Here is a 12,796-nt window from a genome sequence, read left to right on the forward strand (position 1 = left end):
GTCATGCGGCGTCTTGCATGGCGCGTGGATTGCATCACACTGGCCCACAGGTTGCTCAGTTTGCTCAGGTTGCTCTGGAGAGGGTGCGGGATGGCGTCTCCTTCGGTCCACGACGTCGATGCGATGGTCGATCTTCAGGCCGGCACGATCAGCCGCGACATCTTCGTCGACGCGACCATCTTCGCGGCGGAGCAGGAGAAGATCTTCGCCCGCGCCTGGCTCTTCATCGGGCATGAGAGCCTGATCCCCAACCCCGATGATTTCTTCGTCTCCCGCATGGGGACCGAGAGCGTGATCCTGACGCGGGATCGCGAAGGGCGCGTGCATGTGCTGCTCAATTCCTGCACGCATCGCGGCATGAAGGTGTGCCGCTACGATCGCGGCAACAACCGCGTCTTCACCTGCCCCTATCACGGCTGGTCCTTCGCGACGGATGGCAAGCTGGCATCCACGCCCGGCGCGCTGGTCGGCGTGCCGCATTTCGACAAGGCGTATCACGCCGAGCTGGACAAGGAGAAATGGGGGCTGGTGCGGGCGCCGCGCGTCGCGCTGTACAAGGGCACGGTCTGGGCGTCCTGGGATCCCGACGCGGTCGATCTGCTCGACTACCTCGGCGACATGAAGCTGTACCTGGATTTCGCGCTGGACCGGCGGGACGGATCGCCCGGCGGGTCGCGCGTGGTGGCCGGCGTGCAGCGCTGGAAGGTGAACTGCAACTGGAAGTTCGCGCCGGAGAACTTCATCGGCGACATGTACCACGACATCAGCCACCGATCCGTGGACCTGGTGGGCATCGGGCCATCAGGCGGGCGGGGGCGGCGCGACAATCTGCGGCCGCGCACCACCATCGGCTTCCCAGGCCTGGGGCATGGCGTCATCGGCGAACCGCCGCACACATCCGAGCCCAACTACGTCCCCGCCTGGACGCTGTATCCCGAGGTCGAGGCCTGGTATCGCGAGGTGCATGACCGCCGCGTCGCGCAACTCGGCGACACACCGCGCGTGACCATGTCGGTCGGCACCATCTTCCCCAACATGTCCTTCCACGGGCGGCAGCCGCGCACCATCGCGGTGTTCCACCCGATCTCCCCGACCGAGATGGAGATGTGGCGCTTCTGCCTGGAGGATGCCGACGCGCCGGATGCGGTGAACGACACGGCGCGGCATTACTTCCTGCGCTACTCCGGTCCCGCCGGGATGACCGAAAGCGACGACATGGAGAACTGGACCTACGCGACCGATGCCTCCCGCGGGCCGATCGCGCGGCGCATGCCCTACAACTACCAGATGGGCATGGGGCATGCCCGGCCGGTCCCGGGTCTCGCCGGCGCCGTCGAGAATGGCGAGATCACCGAGGAGAATGCGCGCATCTTCTACGGCCGCTGGGCGTCCTTCATGAAGGACGATCCCTGGACGCTGCCGGTGAGCGAACGCGTGCCGATGCCTGGCGAGACCGCCGATGCCGGTTGATGCGGATGACCGCCTCGCGCGGCTGCTGGCCGCGCGGGAGGCGGAGGAATTCCTGTTCGCCGAGGCGGCGCTGCTGGATGAGCGCCGCTACCGCGACTGGCTCGGCCTGCTGCATGACGACATCCGATACTTCGCGCCGATCCCGTCCAACCTGCGGCGCGACCACCTGCCGACGCAGGAGTGGACGCGGGAGGGGCAGGACCTCGCCTGGTTCGACGAGGGCAAGGTCACGCTGTCCCAGCGCGTCCAGCAGATCGAGACCGGCATCCATTGGGCGGAGGAACCGGCGTCGCGCGTCTGCCGCATGGTGACGAATGTCGAGGTTCTGGAGGCGACCCCGGGCATCGCAGCGCCGGAGGAACTGCGCCTGCGCTGCCGCTTCCTCACCTATCGCAACCGGCTGCAGGACGAGCAGAACCTGCTGATCGGCAAGCGCTTCGACACGCTGGCGAAGGTCGATGGCGCCTGGCGGCTGAAGCGGCGGGAGATCCATCTCGACCAGACCGTGCTGCTGGCGAAGAACCTCGCCGCCTTCCTTTGAACGTGAAGCGTCCGACGTGGCTCACGCCTCACGCTCCAACGCCTTGTTTGATCGCGTGATCCATGCCTTCGGTGCGATCGCACCTGACGTCATCACGCTTCAGGAGGTTCGATGACCGCATCACGCCGCGCCCTGCTCGCCGCCGCCCTCGCCGTGCCGGCGGCCGGGGCGGCGATGGGCCAGACGGCCGAATGGCCGCCGCGCCAGGTCCGCATCATCGTTCCCTTCCCGGCCGGGCGCGTGACGGACCTGGTCGCGCGCATCGTCGCCGATGGATTGCGGGAGGGCCACGGCACCACCGTGGTGGTGGAGAACCGCCCCGGTGCGAATGCGACGATTGGGATGGACCTTGTGAAGCGCGCGGCTCCCGATGGTGCGACGCTGATGGTGGGCGGGCTCGGCAGCCACGGCATCCCGCCGGTGGTGATCCCGAACTTCCCCTTCGACGTGCATGCGGATTTCACCGCGCTCGCCATCATGGCGGAATTCGTCAACGTCATGGTGGTGCCGGCGGATTCCCCGGCCCGTACGGTGCAGGAGTTCCTGGCCCTCGCACGCGCACGGCCCGGCGCGCTGAATTACGGCTTCACCAGCGTGGGTGCGTCGAACCAACTGACGGCGGAACTGTTCAACCAGCGCGGCGATGTCTCGATCCAGGGCGTGCCGCTGGGGCAGCAGGGCAATTCGCTGGTCATGCTCCAGCGCGGCGACGTGCAGGTGGCGTTCGAGAACCTGCCTTCCGTCGCCGGTGCCATTCGCGGCGGCACGCTGCGGGCGCTGGCGGTGACCAGCGCAGAGCGCACGCCGCAACTGCCCGACGTGCCGACGCTGCAGGAACAGGGGCTGGCCGATTTCGTGGTCACCAGCTGGATCGGCATCTACGGCCCGCCCGCCATGCCGCCGGCGCTGGTCACGCGCATCGCTGAGGATCTGCGCCGCATCGGCGCCGACCCGGAGGCGCGCCGCCGCCTGACGGCAGCCGGCTTCGAGCCCGCCTTCCGCGGCCCGGCCGAATTCGCAGCCTTCCAGAGACGCGAGGTGGAACGATGGGGACAGGTAGTGCGCCGCGCAGGGCTGAGCCTGCAACCATGAAGCGGCGCCTTCTGCTGGCCGCCGGCACGGCGCTGCTGGCGCTCCCGGCGATCGCGCAGGGCTTCGTGCCGGACCGGCCGATCCGCGTCGTGGTGCCCTACCCGCCCGGCGGCGTGACGGATCTGGTCGGCCGCGTCGTCGCTGATGGGCTGCGGGAGAAGAACGGCTGGGCCACGGTGGTCGAGAACAAGCCCGGCGCGAACGGCCAGATCGGCATGGGCGAGATCATGCGCGCTCGCGCCGATGGCCATACGCTGCTGATCGGCGGGCTCGGCAGCCATGTCATCCCGCCGGCGCTGGCGGCGAACTTCCCCTTCGACGTGCCGCGCGACTTCACGATGATCGCCAAGGTCGCGGAATTCGTGAATGTCATGGTGGTGAATCCGCAGTCGCCGGCACGGACGCCCGCGGACTTCGTCGCGCTGGCCAAGGCGCGGCCGGGGGAGATCAACTACGGGTCCTCCGGCATCGGCGCATCGAACCACCTGGCGGCGGAGATGTTCGCGCTCGAGACCGGCATCACGATGACGCATGTGCCGGCGCGCGGTGCACCGGCCTCGATCCTCGCGCTGCGGCAAGGCGAGATCCATGTGATCTTCGAGAACCTGCCGGCCGTGCGCGGGCAGATCGCCGATGGCGCGCTGAAGGCCCTGGCGGTGACCAGCGGTTATCGGTCCCGCTTCCTGCCGGATGTGCCGACGCTTGCCGAAAGCGGGTATCCGGACATCCAGGTGGCGAGCTGGATCGCGCTGTACGGCCCGCCGCGCATGGCGCCGGCACTGCGCGAGACCTTCTCCGAGCTAACCGTGTCGATCGCGGAATCGGATACCGGGCGGGAACGCCTCGAACGCGTCGGCTTCGAGGTGCGGCCGCTGCGCGGCGAAGCCGCCACGGCGTTCCAGGATGAGGAACTCGCCCGTTGGCGCGACGTGGTGCGGCGGGCGAATATCCAGGCCGGCTAGAGAATGCTGCGTTCGCATGCGCTCACGCCACATGCTCCAGCCCATTGTTTTGAGAGCATCTTCACGCGTCCGGATGATTCCACCTGAACGCGATCTGCTCCAAGACAGGCCCCGGTCGGGTGGGATCGCCTGTCCGGGATCTGCGCTAGGAACCGACCTTCAGCGTGCTGGTCAGCCCGCGCAGGCAGGCGACGATCGACAACGGGGTGATCTTGCCGGTGCGGGGGTTCTCCTCGCTCGGCACGTTCTCGATAGTCATGGTCAGGCGCGCAGCGGCGGCTTCCATGCGGATCGTGTGCGTGTTGCGCGTCACATCCGGGTCGGCCCAGATCTCGACCATTGTGCGTTCCGGGCCGATGCCGGCCAGGGCCAGGGCGGCAGCGACGTTGACGTTGGCCGGGAAGCCCTGCGCCGCGTCGAAGGCATTGCCCTTGAAGACGCGCGTCGCCGTGGTGATGGCGCCGACATCGATGCCGTGCAGCTTCAGGTACGGCGCGCCTTCCAGCCCACGCGGCGGCTTGCGCGTCTCGATCGTCACGCTATCCACAGCACCTTCCGCCGCGGCGCGCACGGCATCGAGGCCGAGCAGCGCGCCGGTCGGCACGATGATGCGCGCGCCGGTGGCTTTCGCACGATCGACCAGATGCATCCGCGGCAGCAACGCGCCGACGCTAGACGGGACGAAGATCTTCCCGGCCTCGATGGCGGCGGTGGCGATCTCCTCGAAGGCCGCGGCGGGGGCGGCCTCGACCACCACGTCGCAGGCGGCGAGCTCGGCGTTGGAGACCACCATCGGCGGCACCTTGAAGCCGCCGACATTGGCCTGCGCCTTCTTGAGGTCGCGCGCACTGACCGCGGCGAGACGAAGCCCTTCGACCCCCGCATCCAGCGTGCGGGCCAGATGCAGCCCGATCGCCCCAAGTCCGGCGATGCCGACCGTCAGTACCTTCGCCATGTGCCCCTCCACCTGATATCGGCCGGGCGGTAGCACAGGGATGCCGCGAAGTCAGGCCGTCGCCGCGGCAATCTGACGGCGCGGCATGGGGACGCCCTTCGCGATCGCCCGTGCCTGGGCCCGGTCCGGCGGCGCCACGGTCGCCCGGCGGCCAGCCGGCCGCGCCGGGCATCGCGCGCTTGCCCGACCGGGCCGGCGTCGGCCACAACCGGCCCAGCATGTCCCAGACCCCGCCCCCCGCCCCGCGCGACAGCCTGCCCGACCGCATCCGCGACCTCGCCCCCAACGAGATCGCGGAGGTCGCCTATCTCGGCTTCGAGGATCCCGAGGTCATCAAGCTCTGGGTCGGCGAGGGCGACCTGCCGACGCCGGCCTTCATCACGGAAGCCGCGCACCAGGCGATGCTCGCCGGCCACACGCGCTACACTTGGTCCACCGGGCTGCCGCGGCTGCGCCAGGCTTTGTCGGACTACCATCGCCGCCATTGGGGCGCGGAGGTCTCGCCGGACCGCTTCACCGTCACCTCGGGCGGCATCAACGCGCTGATGCAGGCGATGCAGGCGATCCTGAGTCCGGGCGAGGAGGTGATCTACCCGGCGCCGCATTGGCCGAACCTCGATGCCATCATCCGGCTGCTCGGCGGCGTGCCGGTGCCGGTGCCCCTCCATGCACGGCCCGATGGGCGGCTGGAGCTCGACCTGGACGAGGTCGCGGCGGCGATCACGCCGCGCACGCGGGCCATCGCGATCAACTCGCCCTCCAACCCCACCGGCTGGGTGATGCCGCGCGCGCAGATGACGGCGCTGCGCGACCTTGTGCGGGAACGGGGGCTCTGGCTGGTCTCGGACGAGGTCTACAACCACTTCACCTATGGCAACGCCATCGCGCCGTCCTTCCTCGAGATCTGCGAGCCCTCCGACCGGCTGCTGGTGGCAAACACCTTCTCGAAGAACTGGGCGATGACGGGCTGGCGCGCCGGCTGGCTGATCTTCCCCGAGGGGCTGGCGCAGGTCTTCGACAATCTCGGGCAATACAACACCACGTCGATCCCGACCTTCCTGCAGCATGCCTGCATCGCAGCGCTGGATCAGGGCGACGACTTCATCCGGACGATGGTTGCGCGCTGCCGCGCGGCGCGGGATGTCTTCGTGGAAGGTCTGTCCGCCATCCCGGGCATCACCATCGCGGCGCCGGAGGGGTCTTTCTACCTGTTCCTCTCCGTGGCGGGGGAGACGGATGCCAAGGCGCTCGCCATCCGCATCCTGCGCGAGGCGAAGGTCGGCCTCGCCCCCGGCACCGCCTTCGGGCCGGCGGGACAGGGGCATCTGCGGCTGTGCTTCGCGGTGGACACCGCGCTGGCGCAGGAGGCGATGCGGCGCCTCGAGGCGTTCTTCAGACGCTAGGTACGCTTCCGTTCGCCCTGGTTCAGGGCAGCGACTCCGGCCTTCTGGTTTCGCGAGCGTCTTCACCCGACCAGGTGATTCCACCTGATCGGGATCTGCGCGAAGCGAGCGACGCCCCAGGTCACACCACCGGCGACGACCCGCCATCGACGTTGATCGCTGTCCCCGTCACATAGCCGCCCATGTCGCTCGCCAGCAGCAGCGCCATCGCCGCGAATTCCTCCGCCTTGCCGATGCGCCCGAGGGGGACCGGCTTACCCTGTTCGGCCTTCCACTCCTCCCAGGAGATGTTGCGCTTCTCCGCGGCGTGCCGGCGCACCCACTGGTCGGATTCGATGATGCCGACCAGCATGGCGTTCACCAGCACGTTGTGCGGCGCGTATTCATTGGCGAGCGCCTTGGTCAGCGCCATCCCCGCAGCACGGGAGACGGAGGTCGGCGTGGACGCCGCCTTGGGCGCCTTCGCGCCGATGTTCAGCACATTGATGATGCGGCCCCATTTGCGGTCGCGCATGCCCGGCAGCGCCTGGCGGCACAGCCGCAGGGCGGCGAACAGCTTGAGGTCGAGGTCGTCCTGCCACAGCGCGTCGGTCACCTCGAGGAACGGGCCGCGCTGGGATGTGCCGGCGTTGTTCACCAGGATATCGACCTGGCCCATCGCCCGCACCGCGCCGCCATAGGCCTGCTCGCAGCCTTCCAGGGTGCGGATGTCGGCGGCGATGGCGGCGACCTTGGCGGTGGGTGCGGCCTCGCGCAGTTCGGCTTCGGCCTTGGCCAGCGCCTCGGCGCCACGGGCGACCACCGTGACATTGCCGCCGGCCTGCACGAAGGCCTTGCCGATGGCCAGGCCAAGGCCCTTCGACCCGCCGGTGATCAGCGCCGACCGGCCATTCAGTGAAAGCTGCATTGGATGTTTCCCCTTCGGTTAGGCGCCATCCTGACGGGAACCGCGCAGCGCGCAAGGAAGGGGGGATCGGGTCGGCGGCCAACTGGCGTGGCGCTCAACACCGATATCAGCAGTCTGCAACGTCCGGCGCGGCGGCTTCGGCAACCGGAAATCAATGGCTTACGGGAGCTTCTCCAATTCTGGCGGCCGTCGGAGGTGCGGTCCTGGGGCGTTCAAGCAGTGCGCGATATTCTCCCACGACACCGCGGCCGGCCGCAGCCCGGCCAACGGCCGCCTCGGTCCCGCATCGCCCGTCGCCCCGTGGCGCCGATGCAGGCCGGCTTCTCGACAACGTCATCGTGGTGCGTTGCCAAACCTGCAGTTGCGGCGGGCGGACCCACTACGGCGTGGAGCGACGCCTCCGATGCATCATGCACGATCTGCCAGGGACGATCATCGCGGTCGAGTGCGGGAGGCGGCCATGCGTCCGGACGGCATGCGCCTGCACCAGATGGCAGCGCCTCGTTGGCGCCACCTGCGAACGGGATGCGGCTCAGTGCGACAGGCCTGCCTCTGCCAACCCACTTCGGTATCGCTCGGCAAAGACCGCATCGCGGTAGATGAGAGGCAACGCCCCGATGCGCGCATGGGGAACGGCCCGGAGCATGGCCGCTGCCGCTTCGCAAGCCTCGGCCTTTCGGCCGAGTTGCGACAATGCCGTGATGATCACCCGGTGCCCTGTCGCCCAGGCAGGGGCTTCGCGGGTGGAGCGTCTTGCCCAAACGAGCGCCTCTTCAAGCTCACCAGCGATCAGGTGCGCCATCGCGATGCCGCAGATCATGTGGGCCATCTCCGGATCGCGCGGACTCAGCCGCATCGCGCGGCGGAAGAGCTGAATCGCGGCCTCCGGCAAGCAGGCGTAGTTGTGCACCCAGGCGGCACCGACGATCACCTGTGCCGAATTGGGGTTCAGCGCTTGCGCGCGGTCGATGCCCGCAAGTCCGGCATCGAAATCTCGCGCCAAAGCCACGATCGCGTGTGAGGCCAGGCGCAGGGTTGCAGGGTCGTCGCCGGCCGCCGTCAACGCTCGCGCGCCCACCGCTGACCCTCGCCCGAGGCATCGGAGTCCGGCCAGTACTGTGTGAGCCGGAGCCAGTGGCAGTACGCCCCGAGCGCCTTGGCCAACGCGAAGTTCGGATCCGCCGAAACGGCTTCCCGAAGTAGCGTCAGTGCGGCATCGCTGCCGTCCTGTGTCAGTGCGTAGTAGTGCGGCAGGGCGCGCAGATAGAGGTCATAGGCCGCCAAGCTGCCGGTCGGCTTGGCAATGGATCGACGAATCTCTGCGGCCTGCAGGCTGGGCTCGATCGCGCCGGCCACGGCTTCCGTCACGCGATCCTGCAATTCGAAGATGTCATCGAGGGGCGCGTCGAAGCGCTCATTCCAGATCTGCCGACCTGTCTCGGCTTCCGCAAGCTGTCCTGCAATGCGCACGCGACCGCCCGCCTTGCGCACACTGCCCTCCAGCACGTAGCGCACACCAAGTTCGCGCCCCACCTGCCGCACGTCCACGGCCCGGCCCTTGTAAGTGAAGGCGCTGTTGCGCGCGATGACGAAGAACCAACGAATATGCGCGAGCGCGGCGGTGATTTCCTCCACCATGCCGTCGGCAAAGTAGTCCTGTTCCGGATCACCGCTCATATTGACGAAAGGCAGGACCACGACCGACGGACGATCGTCCGGCGGTGCGAGCACCGGTGGCGGTACCACCACCGCGGCAGCATCCGCGGCGATCACCTCCGCATCCAACAGATAGCCGCGCCGAGGCACGGAGCGCAGTACCCGGCCCTCCTCGTCGCCAATCGCGCGGCGCGCCTCGCGTATTGCCTGGAACAGGCTCGCCTCGGTGACATGGACGCCGGGCCATACGGCATCGAGCAACGCGTCCTTGCTGACCGTGCGCCCGGCCTGGCGCACGAGGACACACAGAAGATCAAATGGCTTGGGCGCGAGCAGCACCTCCGCGCCATCCGCAGCACGCAGGCACCCGCGTCGCAGATCGAGCGTGACGCCCGCGAAGCTCAGCACGCCCTCGCTCGCTGCCCCGGTCATCGGCCCATCCGTCGCCCGCCGTCCTTGGCGAACCATAGACGATTCATCCGCGGAAGGTCAGCGCGGCATTGGGACGCCGGCAGGTCGGCCGCACGAGGATGGCACCACGCCCGGCCCAAGGCCGGGTGCAGATCACGGAGGCGACGATGAGCCTGACCCGTAGCCTTTCTCGCTACACCGCGGCCGATACCGCCCCCTGCGGGGTCGTTGGCAGGGCACGCCGCGCCTTGGCGATCCGGCTCGCGGGCCTGCCGTCCGTCACAGGGAGGATGCCCGGCGTCGGCGCGGGCGAGCTGGTGAGCAATGACACCGCACGCGACCTTGGGCTGCCTCGCGGCCCTTCGCCGGACGATCGCATCTGGGGGGCAAGCGGCCTGCTGTCGATGCTGCGCTAGCTGTCATTGCTATGGAGGTTGTCCCTCCGGGGCCGCGTTGGTTGGCTGTGGTTGCGAGGCCAACACCCAGCAACGTGGAGCCCCGGATGGACAACTCGGACCTCGCGGGAGACCAAGGCCTGAGACCCGCGGGCCCGAACAGGCGCGCATGGGATTGATCGAATACAGGGGACCGTTCCCAGCCCGGCTGTGGCGGGATTTCCAACCCGCCTGACGATTGGCGGATCACCGACATCAGGAAGAAGGGGGTGGGGCGACCAACGGGACTCGAACCCGTGACATCCAAGACCACAACCTGGCGCTCTACCAACTGAGCTATGGCCGCCACCGAGGGGGCGGGAGATACGGCCGCGACCCCTGTCCCGTCAACCGTGCCCGCACATGCATGGCTGCCCTGCGTGTCGCCGGCCGTTGCCGATGGCCCGCGGTAACGACATGTAACGCTCAAACAGCGGAACTCTGCCGTGAGCCATTCCACCATCGCATCCCGCGCCGCGCTGCCGGCCGGCATCCTGATCGCCTGCGCCGTCGGCTCCGCCATGCTGGCCATGGGGCTGCGCCAATCCTTCGGCCTGTTCCTCGCCCCGATGACCGAGGCGCATGCCTGGACCGCCTCCGGCTTCGCCTTCGCCATCGCGCTGCAGGTGCTGCTGAACGGCGTGTCCCAGCCGCTGACCGGCCAGCTCGCGGATCGCTTCGGCGGGCGCAACGTCATCATGGGCGGGGCGGTGCTCTATGCCATCGGCATCCTCGGCATGGCGTTGTCGGACGGGTTGCCGCTGTTCACCATCTTCGCCGGCATCGTCATGGGGGTCGCGGTCTCGGCCGCCGGGATGCCGACCATCATCGCCTCGCTGACCCGGATGCTGCCGGAAAACATGCGCGGGCGCGCGGTCGGGCTGGGCACGGCAGGGTCCTCCGCGGGGCAGTTCCTGGTGGTGCCGCTGGCCGGGCTCGCCATCCAGGGATTCGGCTGGCAGGCGGCCATGATGGCCATGGCGGGTGCGGCACTGCTGATGATCCCGCTCGCCCTGCCGCTGTCCGACAAGCCGGCGCCGGTCGCCGCGGCCGCCGATTCGGAGACGGCGGGCGCCGCGCTGTCGCGCGCCTTCCGCGACCCGTCCTTCTGGTGCCTGTTCTTCGGCTTTTTCGTCTGTGGCGTGCATGTGTCGTTCCTGACCGTGCACCTGCCGGGCTTCGTGCATGCCTGCGGGCTGCCGCTGTATGTCGGCGCCGGGGCGATCTCGATGATCGGGCTGTTCAACATCGGCGGGTCGCTGCTGTCGGGTGAACTGACCCAGCGGTGGAAGCGCCGGGAATTGCTGGTGGGCATCTATGCCGCGCGCGGGGTGCTGATGGCCGGCTTCATGATGGCGGAGAAGACCACAGCGTCGGTCATGGTGTTCTCCGCGCTGATGGGCATCCTGTGGCTGTCCACCGTCCCGCCCACGGTGGCGCTGTGCGCCCGCAACTGGGGCACGCGGTGGCTCGCGACGATCTTCGGCATCGTCTTCCTGGGCCACCAGCTGGGCGGCTTTACCGGGGCCTTCCTGGGCGGGCTGGTGTTCGACCGTACCGGGTCCTACGACCTGATGTGGGTCTTCGGCATCCTGGTCGCCGCCTTCGCCGCGCTGATCCACATCCCGGTGCGGGACGGCCCGCGCCCCGTGCCGGCCCTCGCCTGAACCAGACCCGGCTTGCCGCAACCCGGCGTGGCGGGCCATACCGCCAGACCCGCGCCGGAAGGAGCATGACCATGCGTCGAATTGCCCGCTGCCTGATCCTCGCCGCCCCCCTGCTGGCCACGGCCGCGGTGGCGCAGCGGGCGCCTGCGCCCGCCCCGGCCCCTGCCCCCGCCGATGCCCCGCGCGCGATTCCCCATGAATGGCTGTTCGGATCCTGGACCGGTGGCCTGTACCCGGCCGGCGACACCGAAAGCGCGCGCTGCCTCGCCCAGCCCACCGTGATCTTCACGCGGGAGGTGGTGATGCGCACCGGCATCCTCGACCCCGCCTATCGCCAGCGCTTCATCGAGACGGTGGCGACCCGGCCCGGTGCCACCAGCTTCCGCTTCATCCCCGCAGCCCCCGCCGGCAGCCGCATGCCATCGGAGATCGGCTTCGGCTGCCCCGGCGGCCCCGATTCCCTGGAAGTCGAGCAAATCAGCCCGGACGAGATCGTCTTCCCGAACTGCCGCGAGATGCCCTCCCCCCTGCGCCGCTGCGGCAGCCCGAACCGGTGAGCGGCACCCCGAGGCGCATCGCCCTGATCCATGCGCTGCGGCACTCCCCGCCGCCGATCGAGGCCGCCTTCGCCCGGCTGTGGCCCGGCCAGGTGCTGATGAACCTGATGGATGACAGCCTCTCGGCCGACCTTGCGCGGGAGGGGCGGCTGACGCCGCGCATGACCGAGCGCTTCCTGACCCTGGCGCGCTATGCCGCCGGCACGGGGGCCGATGCCATCCTGTTCACCTGCTCGGCCTTCGGCCCCTGCATCGAGGCCTGCGCGGCCGAACTCGCGCCCATGCCGGTGCTCAAGCCGAACGAGGCGATGATCGAGGAGGCGGTGACCGCTGGAAAGCGGATCGGCCTGCTGGTCACCTTCGCCGGCACCATCCCATCCATGACGCCGGAATTCCCCACCGGCATCACCGTCGTGCCGAAGGTCGCCGAAGGCGGGCTCGCCGCGCTCGATGCCGGCGACACCGCGACGCATGACAGGCTGGCGGCCGAGGCAGCCAAGGGTCTCGCGGATTGCGACGCCATCGCGCTCGGCCAGTTCAGCCTGGCGCGCGCGAAGGCGTTGGTGGAACAGGCGACCGGCAAGCCGGTGCTGACGACGCCCGACAGCGCGGTGCTGAAGCTGAAGCGGCTGCTCGCCGGCTGAACCGCGGCCCGGCGCCGCCCGCTTCTGTGCCACGCCGCCGCGATGGCTGCGCGAGCGTGCCTGATTTGCGTTCGCTCAGGACCGGTTACGGCGTACG

13 protein-coding genes and 1 tRNA gene are annotated in these 12,796 nt (G+C 69.1%); 9 read left to right on the forward strand and 5 right to left on the reverse strand.

Going from position 1 to position 12,796, the window contains the following annotated elements:
* Window positions 1-90: 90 nt before the first annotated feature.
* The 4 genes from AAFN86_RS13490 (at window position 91) to AAFN86_RS13505 (ending at window position 4,065) form a co-directional block, all read left to right on the forward strand.
* Entirely contained in the window at window positions 91-1,470 is a 1,380-nt protein-coding gene (locus tag AAFN86_RS13490; RefSeq protein ID WP_347543862.1) for a Rieske 2Fe-2S domain-containing protein, read from the forward strand.
* Window positions 1,460-2,011 carry a 3-phenylpropionate/cinnamic acid dioxygenase subunit beta gene (locus AAFN86_RS13495; RefSeq protein WP_347543863.1) on the forward strand — a complete coding sequence of 184 codons (552 nt, stop codon included), beginning with the start codon at window positions 1,460-1,462 and terminating at the stop codon, window positions 2,009-2,011. The genes AAFN86_RS13490 and AAFN86_RS13495 overlap by 11 nt, the downstream gene beginning before the upstream one ends.
* Window positions 2,012-2,122: 111 nt before the next feature.
* The gene (locus AAFN86_RS13500; protein ID WP_347543864.1) at window positions 2,123-3,103 is read left to right on the forward strand and encodes a tripartite tricarboxylate transporter substrate binding protein; all 981 of its coding nucleotides are present in this window, start codon (window positions 2,123-2,125) and stop codon (window positions 3,101-3,103) included.
* Window positions 3,100-4,065, forward strand: a complete 966-nt coding sequence (locus AAFN86_RS13505; RefSeq protein WP_347543865.1) for a tripartite tricarboxylate transporter substrate binding protein — start codon at window positions 3,100-3,102, stop codon at window positions 4,063-4,065. Before AAFN86_RS13500 ends, AAFN86_RS13505 begins: the two co-directional genes overlap by 4 nt.
* Window positions 4,066-4,210: 145 nt before the next feature.
* Here the strand turns inward: AAFN86_RS13505 and AAFN86_RS13510 are convergent, their stop codons facing one another.
* Window positions 4,211-5,020 (reverse strand): aspartate dehydrogenase, encoded by an 810-nt coding sequence (locus AAFN86_RS13510; protein ID WP_347543866.1) that lies wholly within the window; start codon window positions 5,018-5,020, stop codon window positions 4,211-4,213.
* Window positions 5,021-5,238: 218 nt separating this feature from the next.
* Here AAFN86_RS13510 and AAFN86_RS13515 point away from each other — a divergent pair, with 218 nt between their 5' ends.
* Window positions 5,239-6,423, forward strand: a complete 1,185-nt coding sequence (locus tag AAFN86_RS13515; protein WP_347543867.1) for a pyridoxal phosphate-dependent aminotransferase — start codon at window positions 5,239-5,241, stop codon at window positions 6,421-6,423.
* A 121-nt stretch (window positions 6,424-6,544) separates the two neighbouring features.
* Here AAFN86_RS13515 and AAFN86_RS13520 read toward each other — a convergent pair whose 3' ends face one another.
* The 3 genes from AAFN86_RS13520 to AAFN86_RS13530 form a co-directional block, all read right to left on the reverse strand.
* Window positions 6,545-7,330: an SDR family NAD(P)-dependent oxidoreductase gene (locus tag AAFN86_RS13520; protein ID WP_347543868.1), complete on the reverse strand. Its 786-nt coding sequence runs from the start codon at window positions 7,328-7,330 to the stop codon at window positions 6,545-6,547.
* A gap of 532 nt (window positions 7,331-7,862) precedes the next feature.
* Window positions 7,863-8,393: a hypothetical protein gene (locus AAFN86_RS13525; RefSeq protein ID WP_347543869.1), complete on the reverse strand. Its 531-nt coding sequence runs from the start codon at window positions 8,391-8,393 to the stop codon at window positions 7,863-7,865.
* Entirely contained in the window at window positions 8,390-9,418 is a 1,029-nt protein-coding gene (locus AAFN86_RS13530; RefSeq protein ID WP_347543870.1) for a winged helix-turn-helix domain-containing protein, read from the reverse strand. Before AAFN86_RS13530 ends, AAFN86_RS13525 begins: the two co-directional genes overlap by 4 nt.
* 146 nt (window positions 9,419-9,564) lie before the next feature.
* Here AAFN86_RS13530 and AAFN86_RS13535 point away from each other — a divergent pair, with 146 nt between their 5' ends.
* On the forward strand, window positions 9,565-9,813 hold the full coding sequence (locus tag AAFN86_RS13535) for a hypothetical protein (protein ID WP_347543871.1): 249 nt from the start codon (window positions 9,565-9,567) through the stop codon (window positions 9,811-9,813).
* A gap of 249 nt (window positions 9,814-10,062) precedes the next feature.
* Here the strand turns inward: AAFN86_RS13535 and AAFN86_RS13540 are convergent.
* Window positions 10,063-10,138, reverse strand: a tRNA-His gene (locus AAFN86_RS13540).
* A gap of 139 nt (window positions 10,139-10,277) precedes the next feature.
* Between AAFN86_RS13540 and AAFN86_RS13545 the strand changes: the two genes are divergently transcribed.
* The 3 genes from AAFN86_RS13545 (at window position 10,278) to AAFN86_RS13555 (ending at window position 12,699) form a co-directional block, all read left to right on the forward strand.
* Window positions 10,278-11,498, forward strand: coding sequence for an MFS transporter (locus AAFN86_RS13545; protein ID WP_347543872.1), 1,221 nt, complete (start codon window positions 10,278-10,280; stop codon window positions 11,496-11,498).
* 71 nt (window positions 11,499-11,569) lie between these two features.
* Window positions 11,570-12,055 (forward strand): hypothetical protein, encoded by a 486-nt coding sequence (locus AAFN86_RS13550; RefSeq protein ID WP_347543873.1) that lies wholly within the window; start codon window positions 11,570-11,572, stop codon window positions 12,053-12,055.
* On the forward strand, window positions 12,052-12,699 hold the full coding sequence (locus AAFN86_RS13555) for an aspartate/glutamate racemase family protein (protein ID WP_347543874.1): 648 nt from the start codon (window positions 12,052-12,054) through the stop codon (window positions 12,697-12,699). The genes AAFN86_RS13550 and AAFN86_RS13555 overlap by 4 nt, the downstream gene beginning before the upstream one ends.
* The last annotated feature ends 97 nt before the right edge of the window (window positions 12,700-12,796 follow it).

It is taken from the genome of Roseomonas sp. CAU 1739, assembly GCF_039839775.1.
Classification (GTDB): domain Bacteria; phylum Pseudomonadota; class Alphaproteobacteria; order Acetobacterales; family Acetobacteraceae; genus Neoroseomonas.

Excerpts from the sequence above, each read along its gene's own strand:
- AAFN86_RS13490 (WP_347543862.1), top strand. The coding sequence starts at position 91 with ATGGCGTCTCCTTCGGTCCACGACGTCGATGCGATGGTCGATCTTCAG.
- AAFN86_RS13495 (WP_347543863.1), top strand. The coding sequence starts at position 1,460 with ATGCCGGTTGATGCGGATGACCGCCTCGCGCGGCTGCTGGCCGCGCGG.
- AAFN86_RS13500 (WP_347543864.1), top strand. The coding sequence starts at position 2,123 with ATGACCGCATCACGCCGCGCCCTGCTCGCCGCCGCCCTCGCCGTGCCG.
- AAFN86_RS13505 (WP_347543865.1), top strand. The coding sequence starts at position 3,100 with ATGAAGCGGCGCCTTCTGCTGGCCGCCGGCACGGCGCTGCTGGCGCTC.
- AAFN86_RS13510 (WP_347543866.1), bottom strand. The coding sequence starts at position 5,020 with ATGGCGAAGGTACTGACGGTCGGCATCGCCGGACTTGGGGCGATCGGG.
- AAFN86_RS13515 (WP_347543867.1), top strand. The coding sequence starts at position 5,239 with ATGTCCCAGACCCCGCCCCCCGCCCCGCGCGACAGCCTGCCCGACCGC.
- AAFN86_RS13520 (WP_347543868.1), bottom strand. The coding sequence starts at position 7,330 with ATGCAGCTTTCACTGAATGGCCGGTCGGCGCTGATCACCGGCGGGTCG.
- AAFN86_RS13530 (WP_347543870.1), bottom strand. The coding sequence starts at position 9,418 with ATGACCGGGGCAGCGAGCGAGGGCGTGCTGAGCTTCGCGGGCGTCACG.
- AAFN86_RS13535 (WP_347543871.1), top strand. The coding sequence starts at position 9,565 with ATGAGCCTGACCCGTAGCCTTTCTCGCTACACCGCGGCCGATACCGCC.
- AAFN86_RS13550 (WP_347543873.1), top strand. The coding sequence starts at position 11,570 with ATGCGTCGAATTGCCCGCTGCCTGATCCTCGCCGCCCCCCTGCTGGCC.